The sequence below is a fragment of the Thioclava sp. FR2 genome (assembly GCF_051200875.1).
Taxonomy (GTDB): Bacteria; Pseudomonadota; Alphaproteobacteria; order Rhodobacterales; family Rhodobacteraceae; genus Pseudotabrizicola.
The window spans coordinates 1,595,459-1,619,133 of record NZ_CP195191.1 but is presented as its reverse complement, the minus strand read 5'-3'; the positions used below and the strand labels follow the sequence as shown (position 1 = coordinate 1,619,133).

Annotated in this window: 22 protein-coding genes and 1 riboswitch; of the genes, 10 read left to right on the top strand and 12 right to left on the bottom strand. The window is 59.3% G+C overall.

Features of this window, described 5'->3' with window-relative positions; genetic code table 11:
- Positions 1 to 2: 2 nt before the first annotated feature.
- From ACSBLW_RS07765 to ACSBLW_RS07740, 6 genes are all read right to left on the bottom strand, one after another.
- A complete protein-coding gene (locus ACSBLW_RS07765) occupies positions 3 to 464 on the bottom strand; it encodes an SspB family protein (protein WP_435259644.1) in 462 nt (153 codons plus the stop codon).
- 93 nt (positions 465 to 557) lie between these two features.
- Positions 558 to 1,826, bottom strand: coding sequence for a chromate efflux transporter (chrA, locus tag ACSBLW_RS07760; RefSeq protein ID WP_435259643.1), 1,269 nt, complete (start codon positions 1,824 to 1,826; stop codon positions 558 to 560).
- Positions 1,810 to 2,586: a chromate resistance protein ChrB domain-containing protein gene (locus tag ACSBLW_RS07755; RefSeq protein ID WP_435259642.1), complete on the bottom strand. Its 777-nt coding sequence runs from the start codon at positions 2,584 to 2,586 to the stop codon at positions 1,810 to 1,812. Before ACSBLW_RS07755 ends, chrA begins: the two co-directional genes overlap by 17 nt.
- 284 nt (positions 2,587 to 2,870) lie before the next feature.
- Positions 2,871 to 3,404 carry an adenine phosphoribosyltransferase gene (locus ACSBLW_RS07750; protein WP_435259641.1) on the bottom strand — a complete coding sequence of 178 codons (534 nt, stop codon included), beginning with the start codon at positions 3,402 to 3,404 and terminating at the stop codon, positions 2,871 to 2,873.
- 164 nt (positions 3,405 to 3,568) lie between these two features.
- Positions 3,569 to 4,438: an S-methyl-5'-thioadenosine phosphorylase gene (locus tag ACSBLW_RS07745; RefSeq protein ID WP_435259640.1), complete on the bottom strand. Its 870-nt coding sequence runs from the start codon at positions 4,436 to 4,438 to the stop codon at positions 3,569 to 3,571.
- Between the two features lie 53 nt (positions 4,439 to 4,491).
- Positions 4,492 to 5,076 carry a flavin reductase family protein gene (locus tag ACSBLW_RS07740; protein ID WP_435259639.1) on the bottom strand — a complete coding sequence of 195 codons (585 nt, stop codon included), beginning with the start codon at positions 5,074 to 5,076 and terminating at the stop codon, positions 4,492 to 4,494.
- Positions 5,077 to 5,153: 77 nt separating this feature from the next.
- Here ACSBLW_RS07740 and ACSBLW_RS07735 point away from each other — a divergent pair, with 77 nt between their 5' ends.
- Both ACSBLW_RS07735 and ACSBLW_RS07730 read left to right on the top strand, forming a co-directional pair.
- Positions 5,154 to 5,639, top strand: coding sequence for a GNAT family N-acetyltransferase (locus ACSBLW_RS07735; RefSeq protein WP_435259638.1), 486 nt, complete (start codon positions 5,154 to 5,156; stop codon positions 5,637 to 5,639).
- A 45-nt stretch (positions 5,640 to 5,684) separates the two neighbouring features.
- Entirely contained in the window at positions 5,685 to 6,443 is a 759-nt protein-coding gene (locus ACSBLW_RS07730) for an EcsC family protein (RefSeq protein ID WP_435259637.1), read from the top strand.
- A 4-nt stretch (positions 6,444 to 6,447) separates the two neighbouring features.
- Here the strand turns inward: ACSBLW_RS07730 and ptsP are convergent, their stop codons facing one another.
- From ptsP to purD, 4 genes are all read right to left on the bottom strand, one after another.
- Positions 6,448 to 8,691 carry a phosphoenolpyruvate--protein phosphotransferase gene (ptsP, locus tag ACSBLW_RS07725; protein ID WP_435259636.1) on the bottom strand — a complete coding sequence of 748 codons (2,244 nt, stop codon included), beginning with the start codon at positions 8,689 to 8,691 and terminating at the stop codon, positions 6,448 to 6,450.
- Between the two features lie 176 nt (positions 8,692 to 8,867).
- Entirely contained in the window at positions 8,868 to 10,127 is a 1,260-nt protein-coding gene (locus tag ACSBLW_RS07720) for an aspartate kinase (RefSeq protein ID WP_435259635.1), read from the bottom strand.
- 154 nt (positions 10,128 to 10,281) lie between these two features.
- Positions 10,282 to 11,175, bottom strand: coding sequence for a bestrophin family protein (locus ACSBLW_RS07715; protein WP_435259634.1), 894 nt, complete (start codon positions 11,173 to 11,175; stop codon positions 10,282 to 10,284).
- A 9-nt stretch (positions 11,176 to 11,184) separates the two neighbouring features.
- On the bottom strand, positions 11,185 to 12,447 hold the full coding sequence (purD, locus tag ACSBLW_RS07710; RefSeq protein WP_435259633.1) for a phosphoribosylamine--glycine ligase: 1,263 nt from the start codon (positions 12,445 to 12,447) through the stop codon (positions 11,185 to 11,187).
- Positions 12,448 to 12,513: 66 nt separating this feature from the next.
- On the opposite strand from purD, the gene xseA reads away from it, so the two are divergent.
- Entirely contained in the window at positions 12,514 to 14,079 is a 1,566-nt protein-coding gene (gene xseA, locus ACSBLW_RS07705; protein WP_435259632.1) for an exodeoxyribonuclease VII large subunit, read from the top strand.
- A gap of 70 nt (positions 14,080 to 14,149) precedes the next feature.
- Here xseA and ACSBLW_RS07700 read toward each other — a convergent pair whose 3' ends face one another.
- Complete coding sequence (locus ACSBLW_RS07700) at positions 14,150 to 14,569, bottom strand: hypothetical protein (RefSeq protein WP_435259631.1); 420 nt, start codon at positions 14,567 to 14,569, stop codon at positions 14,150 to 14,152.
- Between the two features lie 62 nt (positions 14,570 to 14,631).
- The gene (locus ACSBLW_RS07695; protein WP_435259630.1) at positions 14,632 to 15,666 is read right to left on the bottom strand and encodes an alkane 1-monooxygenase; all 1,035 of its coding nucleotides are present in this window, start codon (positions 15,664 to 15,666) and stop codon (positions 14,632 to 14,634) included.
- 84 nt (positions 15,667 to 15,750) lie between these two features.
- Here ACSBLW_RS07695 and ACSBLW_RS07690 point away from each other — a divergent pair, with 84 nt between their 5' ends.
- The 7 genes from ACSBLW_RS07690 to ACSBLW_RS07660 all read left to right on the top strand — a co-directional run bounded on the left by ACSBLW_RS07690 (position 15,751) and on the right by ACSBLW_RS07660 (position 23,611).
- The gene (locus tag ACSBLW_RS07690) at positions 15,751 to 16,449 is read left to right on the top strand and encodes a lysoplasmalogenase family protein (protein ID WP_435259629.1); all 699 of its coding nucleotides are present in this window, start codon (positions 15,751 to 15,753) and stop codon (positions 16,447 to 16,449) included.
- Positions 16,450 to 16,515: 66 nt separating this feature from the next.
- Positions 16,516 to 17,601, top strand: a complete 1,086-nt coding sequence (ftsY, locus tag ACSBLW_RS07685; protein ID WP_435259628.1) for a signal recognition particle-docking protein FtsY — start codon at positions 16,516 to 16,518, stop codon at positions 17,599 to 17,601.
- Between the two features lie 104 nt (positions 17,602 to 17,705).
- Positions 17,706 to 18,605, top strand: a complete 900-nt coding sequence (locus tag ACSBLW_RS07680; RefSeq protein ID WP_435259627.1) for an EamA family transporter — start codon at positions 17,706 to 17,708, stop codon at positions 18,603 to 18,605.
- A 29-nt stretch (positions 18,606 to 18,634) separates the two neighbouring features.
- A complete protein-coding gene (locus ACSBLW_RS07675; protein WP_435259626.1) occupies positions 18,635 to 19,255 on the top strand; it encodes an inner membrane-spanning protein YciB in 621 nt (206 codons plus the stop codon).
- Positions 19,256 to 19,382: 127 nt separating this feature from the next.
- Positions 19,383 to 19,459: riboswitch (SAM riboswitch) on the top strand.
- Positions 19,460 to 19,507: 48 nt separating this feature from the next.
- Positions 19,508 to 20,689 carry an O-succinylhomoserine sulfhydrylase gene (gene metZ / locus ACSBLW_RS07670; RefSeq protein ID WP_435259625.1) on the top strand — a complete coding sequence of 394 codons (1,182 nt, stop codon included), beginning with the start codon at positions 19,508 to 19,510 and terminating at the stop codon, positions 20,687 to 20,689.
- A gap of 190 nt (positions 20,690 to 20,879) precedes the next feature.
- Positions 20,880 to 21,971, top strand: coding sequence for a GTP cyclohydrolase FolE2 (gene folE2 / locus ACSBLW_RS07665; protein ID WP_435259624.1), 1,092 nt, complete (start codon positions 20,880 to 20,882; stop codon positions 21,969 to 21,971).
- A gap of 191 nt (positions 21,972 to 22,162) precedes the next feature.
- Entirely contained in the window at positions 22,163 to 23,611 is a 1,449-nt protein-coding gene (locus ACSBLW_RS07660; RefSeq protein ID WP_435259623.1) for a TrkH family potassium uptake protein, read from the top strand.
- The last annotated feature ends 64 nt before the right edge of the window (positions 23,612 to 23,675 follow it).

The window sequence follows — 23,675 nt, the reverse complement described above, 5'->3', positions numbered from 1 at the left end:
GCTTATTGCTTGCGGAATTTGTCGAGGCTGACGACCTCGGCCTCATGGCTCGGGGGAGGATCGTCGTCATCGTCCCCATCGTCTTCCTCGTCCTCTTCGTCATCCTCGTCCGAATGGCTTTCAAACCGCAGGCCGAATTCCACCGAAGGGTCTACAAAGGTGCGAACCGCGTCAAAGGGGATTACCAGGGGTTCAGGCTGATTGCCGAAGTTCAGCGTGATCGAGAAACCATCATCGGTGACTTCAAGGTTTTCAAACCAATGCTGCACCACGATCGTCATTTCCGACGGATAGCGCGACCGCAGCCAATCGGCCATTTCCACGCCTTCACAGGTCGTGTCGAAGGTGATGAAGAAGTGATGCGCGCCGGGCAAACCATGTTCTGCTACATCTTCCAGCACAGACTGGATCAGACCCCGCATCGCGCGATGCATCAGATTTCCATAGTCAATCGATCGCGCCATCTTAGCCCTCATGCCTTCCACGGGTCAGCATAGGGGATTCGCCTGTGAAGGGAAGGGGGCGCGGCCCGGCTTTTTGTCGCTCTCAGCCACCGATCAGACCATCGCCGCAAAAACCGACAGCAGGGCTGAAATCCCCAGCACCACCCACAACGGGCGGTGAAATGCCAAAAGCGAAACCCCAGCCAACACCGCCAGACCAAGCGAAAGCCAATGCAAACTGCCCAGATCTGGCCACAGCAGCCTGATCGGGCCGACCGCAAAGACATCAACTGTTCCGAACAGGAAATGCAGCGCAAACCACAGCGAAAGGTTCGCAATCACCCCCACAACCGCCGCCATGATTGCCGCCAAGGCCCCGGCCAGACGCGGCGCCCTGGTGATCCGGTCCAGATAGGGGGCACCCAGAAAAATCCATAGAAAACAAGGCGCAAAGGTCATCCACAGCGCCACCACGGCACCCGCCAGCGCCAAGACCCAGCCGCCTTGACCAAACCCCGCCATGAACCCCACGAATTCCGTTACCAGAATCAGCGGCCCCGGCGTGGTTTCCGCCAGACCCAGCCCTGCCATCATCTGGGCCGTGCTGAGCCATCCTTGCACCTGCACCACTTCCTGCGTCATCCAGGCCAGCACCGCATAGGCCCCGCCAAAGGTCACCACGGCCAGCTTGGAAAAGAACAGACCGATCTCGAACAAAAGCCCGCCCTGCACCCATAAAAGCCCCAAGGGCAGCAGCCAGACCGCCCCCCAAAGCGCCAATGTGGCAAGGCTTCCCGCCTGTGCCGGACGCTCCCCGGCAACGGCCTCCATCGGCTTGCCCCAGGCCCGAAATGCCCCCCAAAGACCGGCCGCAAAAATCACCAGAGGAAAGGGCGCGTTCAGGAAAAACAGCGCCGCAAAGGCCAAGACCGCAATCGCCTTGGCCTCTTGGCTTTTCAGCGCCTTTTTCGACACGCGGATCAACGCCTCGATCACGACCGCGACGACCGCCGCCTGAATGCCGACGAAAAGCGCGGCCATCAGCGGAACATGGCCCAACCCCGCATAAAGCGCCGACAAAGCCAGCACCACAGCGGCCCCCGGCAGCACGAACAAAAGCCCCGCAATCACACCGCCCAAGGTGCCATGCAGCCGCCAGCCCGCCCATGTTGCCAACTGCATCGCCTCTGGCCCCGGCAACAACATGCAGAACGACAGGGCCGAAAGGTATTCCTTCTCGGTCAGCCAAGGCCGCTCTTCCACCAATTCCCGATGCATCAAGGCAATCTGCGCGGCAGGCCCGCCAAAGGACAAACAGCCAATCCGCATGAACACGCGAACCGCCTCGCGCAGACTCGGGCGCGCCTCACTCTGTCCAGTCATGGCTTTCCTCAAACCCGTCCCGCGCCCAACGATAAAGCGCATCGTAAAGCCCCAATCCGGCCTCCAACTGGGCCAGATCATCCCGGTACATCCGCGACAAACCAACCGACAGCGCCAACAACCCGGCGGCTTGCGGGGCCAGATCGTGACGGTCCGTATCGGCGCCACGCACCACCGTTGCCAAGCGTTCCAGCGGCGGCGTGGACAGGCCAAAAACCGAAATCATCGTGTCAAAGCTGCACAGCTCGCCCCGATGGCTGAAATTCACACCCGGAATGTCAAAGGGAATGGCCTCAAAGCGTTCTGCCACTGCCGCCACCTCTGAGGGCGCAACATAAAGGAACCGCGCTTCGGGGTCGACAAACCGCCGGATCAGCCACGGGCAGGCAATGCGGTCAATCTTGGGCCGTTGCCGCGTGACCCAAAGGCGGGATGTCGGCAAGGCAGAAACCTTCGTCACGGGCAAACCCGCCGCAACCCATGCGTCCATGCCGCCATCCAGCACTTCGGCCCGTCCGCCCGACGCGCGGACCAAGGCGGCAACGCCCTCGGACAGCTTCTTGCCTCCTTTGCACACTACCACGACCTGGCGGTCGGTCTGCGGCAAGGCGGCCAGATGGGACTGACGCTGCGCCGTGGGAATCACCACCGGACAGGCCTCTGCATCTTCGGCAAGACGCACGTCCAGAATCATCGGCGCCTCTGGCAGGCCAATCAGCCGCGCCACTTGCTGAACATCAATCTGCTGGAATTTGGGCATAAGGAGCATCCTGAATATGGGGAAAGGATGCGACGCTTCGGACGATGCCTCACGGGGTGACCGCGAACCCCCTGCACCCATCATTAGGCAGATCGCAATTGTCCGTCAATCGCCCTGCGGGCCAGCCATTTCGGGCTCAAAAGGAAAGGCCCCGCCAATCTGGCGAGGCCCGAGTGCCACCTGTTTTCCGTGGCGCGATATGTCCAAAGGCCATTCTAGCCTGTCGGTTCCCTAGCCTTGGGCTTGGGGTGATGGTGGTTTACCGAACCAAGCTTAACGCAGGCTTAAAGCCCGTCAAAAGCGCAAAGCGCATGCACATCCATGCCCATGCCTTCCAGTTTCTTGCGCCCGCCCAGATCGGGCAGGTCCACCACAAAGGCGCAACCGACGATCTGTGCGCCAAGGCGTTCCACCAGCTTGATACCGGCTTCAGCCGTGCCACCGGTTGCCAGAAGATCGTCGACCAGCAACACCTTTTCCCCGGCGTGCATCGCGTCTTCATGCACCTCGACCACGGCCTCGCCATATTCCAGCGTATAGGCTTGACTGATGGTCTGCCCCGGCAGTTTGCCCTTTTTGCGGATCGGAACAAAGCCGGTCGAAAGCTGATGCGCCACCGCGCCGCCCAGAATGAATCCCCGCGCCTCCAGCCCCACGACCTTGTCGATCCGCATTCCGGCATAGGGGGCCAAAAGCTGGTCGACACACATTCGGAACCCGCGCGGATCGGCGAACAATGTCGTCACATCGCGGAACATGATTCCCTCGTGCGGGAAATCCACGATGGTGCGGATGTAATCTTTCACGGTCTTGGCCATGGTCTTTCCCTATCTGAAAATGCCGGGGCCAAACTGGCGCAAAATCGGGGCCAGAGGCAAGGGCAGCCTGCTTCCCCGCCCCTCAACAGACCGTGGTCAGGCTGTGCCCACGGAGGTCACACGGAAACACCACGGAATAATCACGCAAAACACACAGGCCCAAATCAGCGCAGAACACGCCCTGCGACTGCATCCAGCTTTTCTTTCATGTCCGGGTCGATATGGCTGCGCGCTGTCATGATCGCCGTGTCCAAGGCGCGGTCGCATCCCTGCGGGCAAGGGGTGCGTTCCGGCCCAAGGATGTTGGGCAGGCGGGCCACCAGTTGCCGCGCAGCCGCCGAATTTTTTCCCATGATCTTAATGACTTGCGCTACATCAACCGCGCCGTGGTCTGGGTGCCAGCAGTCAAAATCGGTGACCATCGCGACACAGGTATAGCAAAGCTCTGCCTCGCGGGCGAGCTTGGCTTCCGGCATCCCGGTCATCCCGATCAGATCGGCGCCCCATTGCCGATACAGTCGGCTTTCCGCCAGGGTCGAGAATTGAGGCCCCTCCATCGCCACATATGTAGCCCCACGATGGACTGTGACCCCCAGGTCTTGTGCCGCAAGCGCCGCCGCATCCCCCAAACGCCGGCAAGTCGGATGGGAAAACCCGACATGCGCCACGCAACCTGATCCGAAAAACGATTTCTCGCGCGCAAATGTCCGGTCAATATATTGATCTACAATGACAAAATCGCCCGGAACATAGTCTTCCCGCAGGCTTCCCACGGCAGAAACCGCAATGATATCAGTGCATCCCAAGCGCTTCAGCGCATCAATGTTGGCGCGGTAATTGACCGTCGAAGGCGAATGCACATGCCCCCGCCCATGCCTCGGCAAAAAGGCCATCGCAACCCCGTCCAACCGCCCGACCAACACCTCATCCGAGGGCTTTCCCCAAGGCGTTTTCACCTTGACCCACGACGCCCCCTCTAGCCCGTCGATCTGGTAAAGCCCGGATCCGCCAATCACGCCAATCATTGTGTTCATCTCGGAAAATCCTTTTGGATCAATTCATTGCAGCAGTGTTGGCCGTTCCGCGCTCACCGTTCACCGGGGCGGGCCAACTCGATCAACTCGGTGACAACGCAGTAATCGCGATAGCCCAAACGGCCGACCGGATGAAAGCGCGTGACGTCAAACCGCCCATTTACCACGCAATCGTCGCGCAAATGGATGCCCGTGACTTCCCCCAAGATCAATGTGTTGTCCCGCCCCAAAAGCGGCACGATTTGCGAAACCCTGCACTCCAAGGTCGCAGGGGCCGCCGCAACCCTGGGGCAATCTATCGTCTGGCATGCGGCCTTTTCCAACCCAGTCTCGGCGAATTCGTCCACCCCATGCGGAAGTGCGGCCGATGTATCGCTCATCTGCTTAAATAGTTGCTCTGAAACGATATTCACAGCAAACACGCCGGTTTCCCGGATGTTTCGCACACTGTCTTTTTCGCCAGTCGAGGCAAACATGATCTGCGGCGGCACATAGGCGACGGCATTGAAGAACGAATAGGGCGCAAGATTATCACCTTTCGATCCTCTGGTCGAAATCCACCCGATCGGGCGCGGGGCGACAATTGCGCTAAAGGGACTATGTGGCAGTCCGTGGCCATCTTCCGGACGATAGAACATCTGCATCCTTTCACGGTTTGCCCCTGAAACAATAGCATGTTACGGGGCTTTTCCAGTGGATTCGGAGGGCACCGCGCTTGTACCGACTTGAGGAGGAAACCGAGGACGACTGGTGGGAGGTCGAGGCCCTTCTTGACCTTTGTTTTGCCCCCGGTCGCACAGCCTTGTCTTCTTATCGTCTTCGCGACGGCGTTCCGACTGTTGCGCCTTTGTGTCTGATTTTACGCGATGATTCTGGCACTTTGGCCGCAGCTATCCGCTATTGGCCAGCTTTGGTGGGCGAACAGGATATCTTGCTGCTCGGCCCAGTTGCCGTTCATCCGACCCGTCAGGGCGAAGGTCTGGGTGGCCTGCTGATAAATGAAAGCCTTGCCGAGGCCAAACGTCTTGGCTGGGAACGGGTCATGTTGGTTGGGGATGAACCCTATTACCGCCGCTTCGGTTTTCGCAAATTGTCAGATGTGCAAATGCCGCCCCCCACAAACCCCGACCGAATCCTTGGTCTGGCACTAAAGGCCGGGGCTTGGGATGGCGTCAAAGGGATGGTCACGAAAGCGACGTGACCTTGCTGCTATTGCAGAGATTGCGCCAATCCCCATATCCATGGAATGGAAAACCTGCCCACCCCCGCTTCTGATCTTTATTCCGCTGAAATTCATCGGCTTGCGGCAGATTTCAAGCGCGCAAACGGCCCGGTCATATCCTTGGTGAACCGACTGGGCGGCAGTTTTGAAAAGCAGCTTTCACTGATCCCGCGAAGCTACCGGACACAGATCGAATCTGCTGTCGAAAGCGGGTTGAAGGCGAGCCTTTCGCTCGCGTCCCAAGCTGATCGCCTGCCCGATGCAGGACCAAAAGGACGTCTTGCGGCCGCGGTCGCCGCGGGGGCTGCTGGTGGGGCGGGAGGCATTGCGACCGCGGTTGCTGAACTGCCGCTGACCATCACGCTGATCTTGAATGCCATCCGGGCCGAAGCGCGACTGGCTGGCTTCGACCCAAATGATCCCGACATCCGGTTGGAATGCATCCGCACCTTTGGCGCAGGCAGCCCTCTTCAAAGCGACGATGGCATCAACACCAGTTTTCTTTCCGCGCGACTTACCTTGACAGGCCCGGCCGTGCAAAAGGTGCTGTCCGCCGTTGCACCGCGCCTTGTGACTGCGTTCGGCCAGAAACTGGCGGCGCAGACCGTTCCGATACTTGGCGCCTTGACCGGGGCCGCTTTGAACGCAGCCTTTCTGAATTACTACAGGGAAATTGCGCGTATTCGCTTTGCCCTGCTTAGAATGGCTGAAAGCCATGGGGCCGAACGGGTTCTTGCGGACTTCTCGAATGCAGTCGAAAAGCCCGTGCCGAAACGCGCCTGAAAGGTCAGTTCGGCTGTTCGGCCAACCAATTCATCAACGCCTGCCGCGCAGATGGTTCGCCGCTGTCGCGTGCGGCCACGATGACCGACTTCGCTTCGTCCAGATTGGTCTTTCGCAGCAAGGCCTTGACCGGCCCGATAGAGGCTGGCCGCATCGAAAGGCTGCGAAGCCCCATAGCCGATAGCGCCAAGGCCTCGATCGGGCGACCAGCGTCTTCGCCACAGTAACTCAAGGCCGTACCCGTTTCATTGCATCGTGCAACGATCTGCTCGATGAAATTCAGGAAGCTGAAGTTCAAGGTGTCATAGCGGCGCCGAACGCGTTCGTTCTCACGGTCTGCGGCAAAGAAGAATTGCTTCAGATCGTTCCCCCCGATCGAAATGAAATCAACGAGTTCAAAGAAGGCTTTCGGTGCATAGGCCAAGCTGGGCGTTTCCAGCATGGCGCCGATTTCGATTTTTGCAGGGGGCACATGACCCAAGGATCTTTCGCGATGCAATTCGCGAAGGACATGTGATCTAGCCTCCTGAAACTCGGAAAACTCGGTGATGAAGGGGAACATGACGGTCAGCGGGCGCCCGTTTGCCGCGCGGATAAGCGCCTGAACCTGCATCCGCAGTACACCGGGTTTGTCCAACCCAACCCGGATGGCCCGCCAACCCATTGCGGGGTTCGGTTCGTCCTGCGGTTTCATATAGGGCAGCACCTTGTCCGATCCGATGTCCAAGGTACGGAAGGCCACGCGTTTTCCTTTTGCCGCGTCCATGACCCGCGCATACAGCGATGCAAGTTCGGCCCGACGGGGCATCTTGTTGCGGATCAAGAACTGCAATTCCGTTCGGAAAAGTCCCACCCCTTCGGCACCAGAGCCTTCGAGGCTGGGCAGATCGGCCATCAGGCCCGCGTTCATGCTTAGCGAAATTGTCTTTCCGCACAGCGTTGTGGCGGGCAATTTGCGCAGGCTGGCATAGCGCTTCTGGGCCTCTGCCTGCATTGCGATTTTGTCACGGAAAGCGCGCGCAACAGTTTCTTCTGGGCGAAGATGCACGATCCCCTGATCGCCATCGACAAGGATGTGGTCGCCATTCAGGGCCTCGGCGGTAATGCGGCCCGTATTGATGACCAAGGGAATTGCCAAAGCGCGCGCGACTATGGCCGCATGGCTCCCCACGCTGCCTTCTTCCAGCACCACGCCCTTCAAGCTGCGCCCGTAATCCAACAGTTCAGCAGGACCGATATTGCGGGCGACAAGAACGGGGTTCTCGGGCATTTCAGCGCCCGTGTCCTGACCTTGGCCGGTAAGCAGGCGCAGAAGACGGTTCGACAGGTCGTCCAGATCGGAAAGCCGTTCGCGCAGATATGCGTCTTCGACCTGCTCAAGGCGCGCCCGTGCAGCGGACTGTTCCTTTTCGACAGCGGCTTCGGCCGATAGGCCGCGCATGATGTCCTCTTCCATGCGCCGCAACCAACCGCGCGAATTTGCGAACATGCGATAGGCTTCAAGGACTTGAACCTGATCCTTGTCCAGACTTTGCGCGGCCAGCAGGTCGTCGATGGAAACGCGAAGCTGGCCAACGGCTTCTCTGATCCGCTCAATCTCGGTCAGCGGATCGTCTGCCACGGGGTTGGTCACGACAACGCGTGGCTCGTGCAGCCAGACATGGCCCTCGGCCGATCCTTCCTGACCTATGCCGCCACGAAACAAGGCAGGCTGCCGATGCAGGGCCGACATGCCATTGTCGTCTGACGTGAATGCCCCCAATTCCGTCATCTCGGCCAAAACCATGGCGACGACGTCAAGGGCATAGATCTCGTCATCCGAGAAGCTTCTTGCCGTCTTCGACTGGACGACCAGAACGCCAAGTTTTTCGCCAACTCGTTGAATCGGGACGCCCAAGAAACTGGAATAAATCTCTTCGCCGGTTTCCGGCATATAGCGGAAACCTTTTTCCGCCGGGGCATTGGCTGTATTGACCGCACTGTTGGTGCGGGCCACGCGACCGACAAGGCCCTCGCCCAGCTTCATACGCGTCTGGTGGACGGCCTCTTTCTTCAACCCCTCGGTCGCACAGAGTTCCAGCGTTTCAGGGTCGCGAAACAGGTAGATCGAGCAAACCTCGGTCTTCATCGAGTCTGCAATCAGATGCGTGATCCGGTCCAACCGGTCTTGCCCGCCTCCGGTCGTCGCCAACGTGTCGCGCAGTCGACGCAACAATTTGCGGCTTTCACTTTCGGTCCGTTCTGACATGCCTGTCCCTGAAGATCGTTTCTTTCGGCGCCGGAAATACGCTTTGCCTCCTTAGAACACAGTTACGTCGGAAACAAAACGTCAAGCGAGGAATAGAGCGTCGTGAAATCGAGAGGCGAGAAAGAAAACGGCCCACCAATTGGCGGGCCGCGCTATTCTGCCGCTAGCGGGACGGTTCAGACTTTATCAAGGTCAAAGGCGTCGTGCAGCGCCTGAACGGCCAATTCCATGTATTTCCGGTCGATCAGCACGGAAATCTTGATCTCAGAGGTCGAAATCACCTTGATGTTGATGTTCTCGGCCGAGAGTGACGTGAACATCTTGGCGGCCACGCCTGCATGACTGCGCATACCGATACCGACAACCGAAACCTTGGCGACGTCGGTGTCGATGATCAGATCATCATATTTGATCTTGCCTTCTTTTTGGGCATCTTCCAGCGCCTTCTTGGCACGGTCGACTTGATTGATCGGGCAAGAAAAGGTCATGTCGGTGACGGCGCCCGGATGGGCCTCGTCATAGTTCTTCTCGCTGATGTTCTGAACGATCATGTCAACGTTGATGCCCGCGTCAGCCAAGGGGCCAAAAATGGCCGAGGCAACGCCGGGGCGGTCCTCGATGGTGAAGAGGGTGATCTTGGCTTCTTCGCGCGAGAACGCGATGCCGGATACGACTTTGGATTCCATGATTTCCTCCTCGCCACAGACGAGCGTTCCAGAAGTTTCATCGGTGTCTTCGAATGATGACAGCACACGCAGGCGCACATTGTAGCGCATGGCAAGCTCGACCGAACGGGTTTGCAGAACCTTTGCCCCGAGAGAGGCAAGTTCCAGCATCTCCTCAAAGGCGATCTTGTCCATCTTGCGCGCTTTCGAACTGACGCGCGGGTCGGTGGTGTAAACGCCATCGACATCCGTGTAGATGTCGCACCGTTCGGCTTCAAAGGCGGCGGCAAAAGCAACGGCGGTGGTGTCCGAACCGCCGCGACCAAGTGTCGTGACCCGGCCTTCGGCGGAAACGCCTTGGAAGCCCGCAACGACAGCGACCTTGAACCCTTCAGCGAATTTCGCATCCAGGTTTTCCCGCGGGATTGACATAAACCGTGCCGAACCATGTGCGGACGTGGTGTTGATCGGAACTTGCCAACCTTGCCAGCTGCGTGCCGGAACACCCATCTCCTGAAGTCGAAGGGCCATCAGCCCCGCAGTCACATTTTCGCCAGATGCAACAACGGCATCGTATTCACGGGCGTCATAAAGCTTGGACGTGCCTTCAACAAAACCGACAAGCTTGTTCGTTTCGCCCGACATGGCCGAGACTATGACGATCACGTCATAGCCGCGCTCAACCTCTTTCTGCACCTTCTTGGCGGCGTTTTCGATCCGCTCAAGATTGGCGACAGAGGTTCCGCCGAATTTCATCACCAGAAGCGGCATAAGACCCTCCCACGCCGGACGCAAATTGCGCGCGCTTCTTATGCGCGCATCACCTTGGACGCAAGAGCCTATCGGGACGCAGGCCTGATCCGGGGCGGAACGCAAAATTCTTCAAAGAATTTTGCAATTTCCTTTCCAAGGAAATTGTCAGGTCTCAGTCAAGCCGGAATGCTACAGGGGCCAGAGGGGCAGGGGGCGTCTCGCCAAGGTGTGGTGCCACGCTGATTTCTCCAACCCGGCACAAGGCGTCCAAGGGGAGCCCTTTTCCGGTCAGGCCGAAGGGGTGGGCGAGTTCTTCCGTCACTTCTGCAAGGCCAAAGAACGTATAGGCCACGATGACCGTAAAAAGCGGAGCAAGCCAGCCCGCGGGCCCAAGCAGCGCGGTTGGCAGAAGAAGGCAGTAAAGCCATGAGGTGCGAAAGACGAGCAGCGAATAAACGTAGGGCAGAGGGGTGGCCTGAATGCGTTCGCATCCCGCCTGTGCCAGGGCCATTCCGGACAGCCGAGCGGACAGGGTGCGTGCTCCAAAGCCATCCAGTCGCCCTTCGCTCCGCTCAGAGGCAAGCAGGGCATTCATCACCGTCAATGCCGTGTCCGGGCCTGCATCGTCCGGCAAGCCCGCCTTTTCCAAGCACCGCTTTGCCGCCTCATCGACCTTCAGTCGCCTCAAGCGAAGGCGGTGCAAATGGAGAAACGACAGAGCAAGGCGCAGCAGCTGGTCCCGATTGTCCGAGGCGGGCAGAAAGATCTCTGCCTCACGCGGCAGGCTCCTCATATCGGCGATAAGCCCACCCCACAGCTTCCGTGCTTCCCACCAACGATCATAGGCGGCGTTGTTGCGGAACCCCAGGAACAGCGAAAGGGCCACCCCGAAAAGCGCAAGGGCCGAGCCGTTCACATGGGCCAAAGGAAAGAAGGTGCGGTCGATCCAGACGATTGCAATCGACCAGAGGGCGAAAAATGCCAAGGTTGGCGCGATCCTTGGCAGCACCGAACCACGCAACGCGAGCAGCAGATCCAGTAGGCCGGGCTTCTCGCGGATGATCATGGCTCTGCCCTAGAGTGCGCGCCAGCCGATGTCACGGCGACAAAATCCATCGGGCCAGTCAATGGCATCGACCAAGGCATAGGCCTTGGCGTGTGCCTCGCGCAGGGTGTTGCCTCGGGCGGTCACATTCAACACGCGGCCGCCATTTGCGGTGATCTTGCCATCTTTTTCTTTGGTGCCAGCATGAAAAACGGTTTGCCAGCTGTCTTCGGCCAAACCTTCCAGTCCGCCAATAACGCTGCCCTTGCTGTAATTGCCGGGGTAGCCTTTGGCCGCCATGACCACTGTCATGGCATGATCGTCGGCCCAATTGACCTTTGCGCTGTCCAGGCGACCTTCGGCACAAGCCAGCATAAGGTCCAAGGCCTGAGCGCCAAGGCGCAGCATCAGCACCTGACATTCGGGATCGCCGAAACGGCAGTTGTATTCGACCAGACGTGCATGGCCGTCCTTGATCATCAGGCCTGCATAGAGCACGCCTTGATAGGGCGTGCCGCGACGGGCCATTTCGCGGATGGTTGGCAGGACGATCTCGTCCATCGCCTGCTTTTGAATGGCATCCGTCAAAACAGGCGCCGGAGAATAGGCCCCCATCCCACCTGTATTGGGGCCCGTGTCGCCGTCCCCCACGCGTTTGTGGTCTTGTGCCGTGCCAATTGGCAGGGCGTTCTCACCATCGGAGAGGATGAAGAAGCTTGCCTCTTCTCCTTCCATGAATTCTTCGATCACAACTTCGGCCCCAGCTTCGCCAAATGCTCCGCCGAAGATCTCGTCAATTCCGGCCAAGGCTTCTTCCATGGTCATGCCCATGATCACGCCCTTGCCCGCAGCCAAACCATCTGCCTTGATCACGATGGGCGCGCCCATCTTCTCGACATAGGCGCGCGCGTCAGCAGCATTGTCAAACCGCGCGTAACCTGCCGTCGGCGCATTACAGGCGTCACAGATTTCTTTGGTAAAGCCTTTCGAAGCCTCAAGTTTCGCAGCGGCAGCCGATGGCCCAAAGGTCAGAATACCCGCATCCCGCGCCGCATCGGCCACGCCCGCAGCCAAGGGCGCCTCGGGGCCGACGATCAGAAAATCAATCGCATTCTCGCCACAGAATTCGACAACGGCCGCGCCGTCCAGCATGTCGATATCTGCAAGTTCCGCCACTTGTGCGATCCCTGCATTGCCGGGGGCAACAATCAGCCTGTCGCATTTCGGATTCTGTTTCACAGCCCAGGCAAGGGCATGCTCGCGTCCACCGCTTCCGAGGATCAGAATGTTCATGGGTGCGCCCCCCTTGGCCTTGGTTCCTGCGCGTCATAAGGTCAGCCAAGGACAGAGGCAAGTCGCATGGATATGTTTGAAGACGCGGCCCCACAGGGCAATCAGCCGGAATATACCGTTTCGGAACTTTCCGGGGCGGTGAAACGGGTGATCGAAGGCGAGTTCGGTCTGGTGCGGGTTCGGGGCGAGGTTGGGCGCGTTTCGCGACCCGCCTCGGGGCATTTGTATTTTGACCTGAAAGATGACCGCAGCGTCATTGCCGCAATTTCGTGGAAGGGGCAGGTCGCGCGGATGCAGGTTCGCCCCGAAGAAGGAATGGAAGTGGTCGCCACCGGGCGGATGACCACCTTTCCGGGGCAATCGAAATATCAGCTAATCGTCGAGGATGTTTCGCCCGCAGGGGCGGGGGCCTTGATGGCCATGCTGGAAAAGCGCCGCGCCGCCTTGCAGTCCGAAGGTCTGTTCGATGCTGCCCGAAAGAAGCCGCTGCCATTTCTTCCCGAGGTGATCGGGGTCGTGACCTCTCCTTCTGGCGCTGTGATCCGGGACATATTGCACCGCCTGCGCGACCGTTTTCCGCGTCATGTCCTGATCTGGCCGGTTGCGGTGCAAGGGCAGGCATGTGCGCCCGAAGTTGCGGCGGCCATCCGGGGCTTCAACGCAATCGCGCCGGGTGGTGCCATTCCCCGACCGGATGTTCTGATCGTTGCCCGTGGCGGCGGTTCGCTGGAGGATCTTTGGGGGTTTAACGAAGAAATCGTTGTCCGCGCCGCTGCGGAAAGCCGGATTCCTCTGATTTCTGCCGTAGGTCATGAAACCGATACTACCCTGATTGACTATGCCTCGGATCGTCGTGCGCCAACGCCGACCGCGGCCGCCGAAATGGCCGTGCCGGTTCGACTGGAGCTTTTGGCCAGTGTCGATGATCTGGCCGCGCGTCTTTCGAGGGGGCTTGCGCAAGGATTGACGCTGCGCGGCCAAAGAATGCGCGATTTGGCGCGGGCCTTGCCGCGACTGGACGCGTTGCTGGCATCACCCGCGCAACGCTTGGATAACGCATCGGGGCGACTTTCCTCTGGATTGACGCTATGTGTCAGCCGCAAGCGGGGCGAATTTGAGCGCCAGTCAGGCAAAGTTTCGCCAAGGGCTTTGCAGTCTTTGATCGCCAACCGGCAGGAAATGCTGGTTCGCAAAGCCGATGGGTTGGAGTCGCGTCTGACCCGCCGGATTGATCAGGCCAGGGCGCGATACGACAATTGGTCCTCACGTCTTGCGCCTTCGCTTGCCCGACTTCTCGCCAGTGCGGCCCGCGATCTTGATCGGGATCGAAAGCGGCTTTCAGACATCGGAGAGCGGCTCGATGCCATTGCGCTGAAGCGGTTGGAAGACAAGCACGGTCGGCTGGAAGCTCTGTCTCGGGTTCATTCAAACTTGGGCTACACGGAGACGCTCAAGCGCGGCTATGCAGTGATCCGCGGTGATGGAAAGGTCGTGACCCGCCGGGCCGACGCTGAAAATGCTGTTGCTCTCGAAATCGAATTCCATGACGGAAAGCTGCCCGCAATCAGCGGAAAGGCGTCAACGCCGAAAAAGGGCCCGGCAAAACCGCCGGAACAAGGAAGCCTGTTCTAAGGTTCGAAAAAGTAAATTCATACACTCAAAGGGTCAGATGCGCGGTTCGGAATGTTCGAAAGGGTCAAGTTCAAACCCCGACCTCTGGCCCCGCACAGGGCAGGGGTGAGGCGCTTTGGGCAACTTCCTTCAACCGTGTGCCGTCTTCTTGTCCCATGAAAAGCGCATTCAAGCCTGCGTCCCGCCAAAACACCCAGCATTGAGGTGTCGGGTCATAGTCATAGGAAAAACAGATCTGCCCTGCGTCTTCGTACCAGATCCCTTGGCGGCAGATATCTTCGGTAAAGGCCCACATCACCCTGCGCCCCGGCAGGTATTGCTCTGCACCATAAAGTTGCCCCAACGACGAAAAACTCAGCGTTTTCCCGGTCGTATAGGCCTCAAACTCTGCCCCGGTCATCGGGGTTCCGGTCAAGGGTTCGGCTGGCATCGCCAAGCTTGGCCACATGGCGGCAATGACCGCGCAACAACTGCGAGAAAAGAGATGCATTGGGGCCTCCTCTTTCCTTGCATCGTGCCACGGGAAAGCGACACGCGCCAGTCACCTCTGCGTCAGCCCGACCATTTGGCGACATGGGGTTTCATCCGTCGTTTCCAAAGACGGGGTACCATTGCAATGGCACAAGCCAAGGGGAGGGGCCACGGCAACATGGGGGCATCATCAGGCAGTCGCAGCGCCGGATAGGGGCGTGCTGGATGGGCATGATGATCGGAATGTCTAGGGGCGTTCAACATTAGGGCCGAGGAAAACCAGTGAGGTGTGTTCCACGAATGGCAATTCGCGACGGGTTCGTAACGCCCATCTTCGCGCCGGGCACGCCGCAAGCCGTAATGTTGAACATAATCCGCCAAAGCCATCTGCAATTGGGCATGCGCGGCCAGCCCAAACCACGCAAGTACCCCAACTGGGCCAGCTAAAATCCACCCCGAGGTTAACGATAGAGCCGCGCCACCAATGTAGGCATGATAGGGATGCACCCCATTTTTGCTTCGCCTTGCGCGAAGGGCATCTTCCGCTGCCCAACCTGCCCGGAAACTGCCAATCCAGGATCGTGGTGCAAATTGCCAGAACCCCATTCCCGCCGGCGCAGAGCTTGGGTCGTCTTCCGTCGCAACGGTGCGGTGATGAACCAGTCGATGCGCGCTGGAATGGTGCCCGATCAGCAGGCTTGTATAGATTGCGCCCCCCAACCAGAACAGCCACCTGTTGCCGCGATGAATCAATTCATGCGCGGCAGGGTGGGCAACTTGCCCCATCCAATATCCCGCAGCCAGAAACACTAGGGTCCGCCCGCCAGGTGTCAGCCCGGACTCGCCCGCAACTGCCCAGACGGCCAAGGGGAAAAGCCAAAGATGAGACAAGCCAACAGCCAAAAGAACACTGTCCGAGGCCGGAAACTCACTGCCATCAGGCGCATCGCCTGCCACATAAGGGATCATCTGGTCGATCGCGATGACCAGAACCGACATGTAAAGAAATCCGGCCCACACCCAGCCCTCGCCCAGCCAGATCCCCGCAAGGATCAATGGCACCGGCGTCAGCGCGACAAGGGCAAATAGCGCAAGGGGAAGCGGTCTGCGGTTCATGGCGGCGGTTCTAGCATGAAATTCTGACCGATACATGGCAGAGCGACGATCATCCTGCTACAGCAAGGAAAAAAAGGGGGCAGCATGTTCGACCTTATCTTTCGCGTGGCAGCCAGTCTTGGGGCCATTGCGGGGCTGATATACTGGTTTGCCTACAGCTGGCGCGATGGAGATGACTGGCTTCGGTCGATGGTCAAAACGGTCACGCTTGCGCCGATTGCCCTTTTCTGGCTCGCGACATCGCTGATGGCCGGCGACGCTGTCTGGATCATGGCTGCTGGGCTTTTGCTTGGGGTCTTGGGCGATTATTTCCTGTCCCGCCCGGGCACGGGGGCTTTCCTTGCCGGAATGGGGGCTTTCGGGCTGGGCCATCTGGTCTATGCCGTCGCACTGTTCACCCGCAGCGCGGACCTCGGCTTTGCCCCCTTCACGGGCGAGCATTGTTGGGCGCTTCTTTCCCTTGCGGCACTGGTTCTCTCAACCGAATTCTGGCTTGCACCCCGCACCGGGGCCCTTCGCTGGCCTGTGCGCGCCTATGTCGCCCTGATCGCCCTCATGGCTATTGCTGCTATACTCTTGCCACCGAATGCAGGGACGTCCGACCTCCAACTCGGGGCATTGCTGTTCCTTGCCTCGGACCTTTTGCTGGCCCTTCGGCTTTTCGTGGTCACCACTGACAGACTAAAGGCGCTTCTCGGGGCAGCCCTTTGGCCGGCCTATGTCCTTGGCCAACTCCTGATTTTCTGGGGAAGCATCTTGTTCTGGACCTTCCCAAAGGGCTGATCCGGCCCTTTCCATGCCCGCCCAAAGTGATTAGGTGGGAACAAAGCCGCTGTGGAAAGCCCAGTCATGTCGTTTTTCAAGAAACTCAAGGACCGCCTGTTCAAATCCTCGGACAAGATCGGCGAGGGCATCGACGCCTTGGTCGCCGAGGCCGAGACCGAAGAAAGCACAGCTCCGTCCGCATTGGCGCCAGAACAGGTTTCCCCGGAACCCGCGGCACAGCCTATCGCGTCCTCACCAGCCTCAACTGCGGCACCTGTTGCGTCACCTGCGCCGGGACTGATCGGGCGTGTCTTGGGCACACGGGCCGATGAACCGCGGCGCCTGCTTGATGACGCCATGCTGGAAAGTCTGGAAGAACTTCTGATCCAGGCCGATATGGGGGTTGAAACCGCCATGCGCGTGACGGCGAATATCGCCGAGGGGCGTTTTGGTAAGAAGATTTCCACCGCGGAATTGCGCGCGGCCCTTGCGACCGAAGTCGCTCGCATCATGACGCCGGTGGCAAAACCCTTGCCGCTTTATCCGCAAAAGCCGCAGGTCGTTCTGGTTGTCGGGGTGAATGGATCAGGAAAGACCACGACCATCGGCAAACTGGCCAGCCAGTTCAAGGCGGCAGGCAAAAACGTCGTGATCGCGGCTGGCGATACGTTCCGTGCCGCGGCTGTCGAACAACTCCGCGTCTGGGGCGACCGTGCCGGCGTTCCGGTGCTGACAGCGCCCGAAGGCTCGGACCCCGCCAGCCTTGCCTTTGATGCCCTTAGCCGGGCTCAGGCCGACGGGGCAGATCTGCTGATGATCGACACGGCCGGGCGGCTTCAGAACCGCGCCGACCTGATGGAAGAACTTGCCAAGATCATCCGCGTGATCCGCAAGAAAGACCCGACAGCCCCCCACAACACCCTTCTCGTGCTGGACGCCACAACCGGCCAGAATGCCGTCACTCAGGTCGAAATTTTCCGAAAACTTGCCGATGTTTCCGGGCTTGTCATGACCAAACTCGACGGCACCGCGAAAGGCGGGGTGCTGGTGGCCTTGGCTGACAAATTCGGCCTGCCGATTCACGCGATCGGCGTCGGAGAACAGATCGACGATCTTGCGCCCTTCGACCCGGATGAATTTGCCCGCGCCCTGGTAGGGATCGACGCCTGATGCATTTTTTCTGTCCCTAAATATCCCGGGGGTCAGCGTTTTGGCCTCGGCCAAAACGCGGAAGGGGGCAGCGCCCCCTGGCTCCGCTTCACAAAGTACTTAACGTGTCTGATTGGCTTCTTTCCCTCGAAGGTACTGCGCAAGGCGAGGATGTTGCGCTTGCCTTGGCGCTGCTGGCCGCTTTCCTGCACGCACTTTTTGGCGCCTTGCAAAAGGGGCGGCATGATCCTTGGCTCAGTCGAGCGGCCATCGACGCCTCGTATGGGATTATCGCCGCGCCCTTCGCTCTGTTTGTCGTGCCGTGGCCTGAGCCGCATATGTGGCCGATCTTTCTTGGTGCCTTTGTGATCCACACCATCTACAAGATCCTGCAGGCCATGACCTACACCCGGGGTGCCTATGCGGTGGTCTATCCGGTGGTCCGCGGCACGGGTCCGCTCTTTGCCGTTGTCGCGGCAGGCATCGTCTTTGGGGAAATCTATACGCTTTGGCAGTGGTTTGGGCTTGCATTGTTGGTTGCGGCAATCCTTGGTCTGGCCGCATGGAATTTGCGCACCGTGACCATTGACCGCGACCGCATGATCCCCGCGCTGGGCTTTGCCGTTGCGACCGGGGCCTTTGTCGCCCTTTACACCACCTATGATGCCTGGGGCATTCGGGCGACGGCCGATCCTTTCACCTTCCTCGCGTGGTTTTTCATGATCGACGGCATCTTCATGCCTCTTGCGACCGCCCGGCGCTGGGTGCGCTTGCCCGCGTCGGAATTTCCCGCCCTCCTGCGGCGCGGGATCATCGGGGCCTTTGTCGCCTACTTCTCCTTTGGTGCCATCATGCTGGCCACGCGCCTTGACAAGGTGGGCGAGGCTGCGGTGCTGCGCGAAACCTCAACCGTATTTGCGGCCTTGATTGCCTGGCTCATTCTGGGTGACAAGGTCGGGCCGGTGCGAACCGCGCTGATGGCGCTGATTGCGCTCGGCGCAGTGATAATGGAATTCGCGGGCTAGGCGGGCCCCACCAGACGGAGCAGGCCGCAATGGCACAGAAAAAGATCAACGGATTTCTCAAACAGGTGCTGGAGCTTGGGCCGACCATTGCCTTTTTCCTCATCTATCTGCGGATCAAGGAAGACAGCTTCATCATCGCTGGAACCGCCTATTCCGGCTTTATCGTCTCTGCCTTGATCTTCATTCCGATCCTGCTCGTCGCAATGGCAATCCTTTGGCGCCTGACGGGGCAGCTCAGCCGGATGCAGGTGTTTACGGCGGTCATGGTCATCTTCTTTGGCGGGCTGACAGCCTGGTTCAACGATGAACGCTTTTTCAAGATGAAGACGACCATCGTCTACGGAACGATGGCAGGCTTGCTTGCCATCGGATTGGCGCGGGGACAAAGCTGGCTTCAGGTGGTGATGGGGGAATTGCTGCCCATGCGTCAGGAAGGCTGGATGATCCTGACCAAGCGTCTGACGGGTATGTTCGTGGCCCTTGCCGTGGCCAATGAGTTGATCTGGCGGAACCTTTCGACCGATGCCTGGGTCAAGTTAGAAACCTTCGCCCTTCCCATTGCGCTTGTCCTCTTCCTCTGGTGGCAGATCTTTGCTCTGCAATCTTACCTCATCGAAGAACCAACCGAGGAAACACCCCCGAAAGGCTAAGGCTTTCGGCATCTGCTTCGTCGATTGGGGCGCGGTCGGGCGAAAATTCTTCGAAGAATTTTGCCCGGAAATTTCCGGGCCTCTGGCGCACGCATCTCCCATTGACCGAACCCGGCCAAAGGCGTATTTCGCGCCTCGTGGTGCTTTGTGCCGGATTGCGGGCCACGTTAAACATACCGCTAAAAGGGTCTTGGGTCGAACCCCGAAGCCTGACCGGTTTCGGGGTTTTTCCTTTGCCGAAGGAGGCAAGAGATGTCGCAGGATTGGAAGACGCGCACAAAGCTTGTGCATGATGGCATTCGCCGCAGCCAATATGGTGAAATGGCCGAAGCCATTTTCCTGACCCAAGGATTTGTCTATCCCACCGCCGAATCCGCTGAGGCTCGCTTCGTCAAAACCGGTGACGATGAATTCATCTATGCCCGCTATGGCAACCCGACGACGCGCATGTTCGAAGAGCGGATCGCGGCTCTGGAAGGCACAGAAGATGCCTTTGCCACGGCGTCCGGCATGGCTGCGGTCAACGGGGCACTGACCTCTATGCTGCGGGCCGGTGACCATGTGGTTTCGTCGCGCGCGCTGTTCGGATCGTGTCTCTACATCCTTGAGGAAGTCCTGACCCGCTATGGCGTCCGCGTCACCTTTGTCGACGGCGCTGATCTGGACCAGTGGCGCGCCGCCGTGACCCCGGAAACCAAAGCCGTATTCTTTGAATCCATGTCGAACCCGACATTGGAGCTTGTCGATATCCGTTCCGTCGCCGAAATCGCCCATGCAGTCGGTGCCATTGTCATCGTCGACAACGTCTTCGCGACCCCAATCTTTTCGCGCGCCGTGGAGCAGGGCGCCGATGTCATCGTTTATTCGACGACCAAACATGTCGACGGGCAGGGGCGCGCTTTGGGCGGGGTGATCTGTGGAACCCGTGACTTCATCCGCAAGACGGTTGAACCTTACATGAAACATACCGGCGGCAGCATGTCGCCCTTCACCGCCTGGATGCATCTGAACGGGATGGCCACGCTGGATCTGCGCTGCCGTGCCATGGCCGACAGCGCCGCGCAGGTTGCCAAGGCCCTCGAAGGCCACCCGAAGCTGTCCAAGGTGATCTACCCCGGACTCGCCTCGCACCCCCAGCACGCACTGGCAACGGCGCAGATGGGGGCAGGGGGGACGCTTGTCACCTTTGACATCGCTGCCGGCAAGGACGCGGCCTTCCGCTTTATGAACGCGTTGGAGATCGCAAAGATTTCGAACAACCTTGGCGATGCAAAGACAATTGCAACCCATCCGGCCACGACAACCCACCAGCGTCTGCCGCAAGACCAGAAAGATGCGCTTGGCATCACCCCCGGCCTGATCCGCCTGTCGATCGGGCTTGAGGATGCCAGCGACCTGATCGCAGATCTGTTGCAGGCACTGGAACAGGCGTAAAGCCGCCCAAAAGCCTTAGGGCCGGGGTGTTTTCACTCCGGCCCAGAGCATTTTCTAACCATCCTGCCCCGAATGTCGCTTGTGATCGACAAAACGGCCCCTACATTGATCCAAGCGCGGACAGACTGCGTATACCTGCTGACATTGAAGGGAGGGCTACGGCCCTTCCGGAACCGAAAGGACCCGTCCCATGAACATCTTCACGCCGCAAATCGACCGCAAGCCATCGCGTGACGAAGCCGAAAAGGCTTTGGCGATCCTGCGGCAATGGGCAGTGAAATCTTCGGACGAAGAAATCGCCACGCTGGATTCCTCGGTCGCGCATCTTATTCCGGGCAACGGCTATCCGGCCCTGTCGCGCGATTACCCGCAGGATTTCGAGGTGACTGAAGCCTATAAGGCCAGCCTGCCGGACCTTCAGAACGGTCCGTCCAGCCTGATTGTCGGCGCACGTCAGGTGATCCAGCATGTCGGTATTTCGAATTTCCGGCTGCCCATCCAGTTCCAGACCCGCGACAACGGGCCGATCACGCTGGAAACCAGCGTCACCGGCACCGTCAGCCTTGAGGCGGAAAAGAAGGGCATCAACATGAGCCGCATCATGCGCTCATTCTATGCCCATTCCGAAAAGGAGTTTTCCTTCTCGGTCATCGAACACGCGCTTGATGATTACATGCGCGATCTGGGGTCGTTCGACGCCCGCATTCAAATGCGCTTTTCGTTCCCGGTGAAGGTCAATTCGCTGCGGTCGGGGCTGTCGGGTTGGCAATATTACGACATTGCCTTGGAACTGATCGAACAGGGCGGTGTCCGCACCAAGATCATGCATCTTGATTTCGTCTATTCTTCGACCTGCCCCTGCTCGCTGGAATTGTCCGAACATGCCCGCAGAACCCGCGGTCAACTGGCAACGCCGCATTCGCAACGGTCTGTGGCCCGGCTGTCGGCGGTCGTGAAGCCCGGAAAACGCCTCTGGTTCGAAGACATGATCGAACTTGCCCGCGATGCGGTTCCGACCGAGACACAGGTCATGGTCAAGCGCGAAGACGAGCAGGCTTTTGCAGAGTTGAATGCCGCAAACCCGATCTTTGTCGAGGACGCCGCCCGCAGCTTCTGCGCCAGCCTGAAAGGCGATCCCCGCATTGGTGATTTCCGTGTCGTCGCCAGCCATCAGGAAAGCCTGCACAGCCATGATGCTGTCAGCGTGCTGACCGAAGGCCCGACCTTCGCGCAATCAAGCCTTGACCCGCGCCTGTTCCAGTCGCTTTACCATATCGGCTGAGCAATACCGCGCGCCGTAATCCGATTGCGCGCCGCCCTTGCCGGGCGGCGCAATTCGTTTGTCTCGGGCTCGGCTTCGCCTCTCCCTCGGGCGTGCCTCCGGCGGGGATATTTCAGCCAAGGTAAAGATCAGGGTTCGCAGAATCCTGTGGCTTGACAAGTCTTTGGCAAAGGCGGACAGATCGCAGCATCATGGTGGACTTCCGCCCTATCGCCTATTTGATTGGCCGTATGCTGATCGTGCTGGCCATCTTGATGTTGGCCCCTGCGATCATTGATTACCGCGCCGGTCTTGAGAATGGCGCAGATTTCTTTGAAAGCGCCATCTTTACGGGCGGAACTGGTGCGCTGATGGCGTTGGCCACCCGCAACGGTTTGCGCCGCGGTTTGGATGTGCGTCAGGCCTATCTTCTGACTGCCGCCATCTGGACGGGCCTGCCGTTTTTCTCTTGCCTTCCTTTCATGTTGGGGGCGCCGGGGCTTAGCTTCACCGATGCCTATTTCGAAGCCGTGTCCGGGATAACCACGACCGGCTCGACCGTGATTGTCGGGTTGGACAAATTGCCCGATGGCATGAACCTCTGGCGAGGGATGCTGAACTGGATCGGTGGGCTGGGGATCGCTTTTATCGCGATGATCTTCTTGCCCATCATGCGGGTGGGCGGGATGCAATTCTTCAAGACCGAAGGCTTTGATACCTTCGGCAAGGCCTTGCCCCGCGCGACCGACATCGCGCGCGCCTTGTTGGGGGTTTATGTGGCCCTGACCGTTGCCTGCATCCTGACCTATTCGGCGCTGGGCATGACGGCGCTCGACGCGATCGTGAATGGCGCGGCGACGATTGCGACAGGGGGCTTTTCGCCCAGCGATCTGTCCTTTTCAAAATATCAGGGCGCAGCAGAATATGCGGGGGCCTTGTTCATGCTTTTGGGGAGTCTGCCCTATATTCGCTATGTCCAATTGGTGACGGGCCGAAACTGGACCATTTTGCGCGACCCCCAAGTTCAGGCCATTGTGGTCTGGTTGTTCTTGGCCGTCTTCGCCGTCACGCTTTGGCGTCTGGCCACGTCGGATCAATTGCTTGAATCCGCCTTTCGCGAAACGCTGTTCAACCTGTCCTCCATCCTGACGGGCACCGGCTTTTTCTCTGGCAGTTTTGGGGCATGGGGCAGCTTTGGGCTTTCTGTCGCCTTCATGCTGGGGCTGATCGGGGGATGTTCGGGGTCGTCGTCGGGCGCGCTTTCCGTGTTCCGTGTCCAGCTTGCCGCGCGCGCTCTGGTGGCCCAGCTTGCGGAAATCAGCCACCCCGACCGCGTGGTTCCGCTGCGCTATGCCGGCGTGCCGGTCGGTCAGGATACGATCAGCGCGATGATGCTTTATGTCACCGGCTATATCTTTGCCATCGGTGTGCTGTCGGTGGCGATGACGCTTGTTGGCGTGGACATCGAGTCGGCCTTGTTCGGGATCTGGGCGTCGATCGGCAATATCGGTTACGGCTTCGGGCCCATGGTCGCTGAAACCGGAACCTTTCGAGATTTTCCTGACCTTGCCAAATGGCTGATGACCTTCTCCATGCTGCTGGGACGGCTTGGTCTGCTTGCGATCTTTGTCTTGGTGCTTCCCCGTTTCTGGAGCCGGTGACGCATTTCCGAAACAGGCGAGCGCGGGAAAGTCAGCCAAGCGATTGACAGAAGCGCCCGTTCGG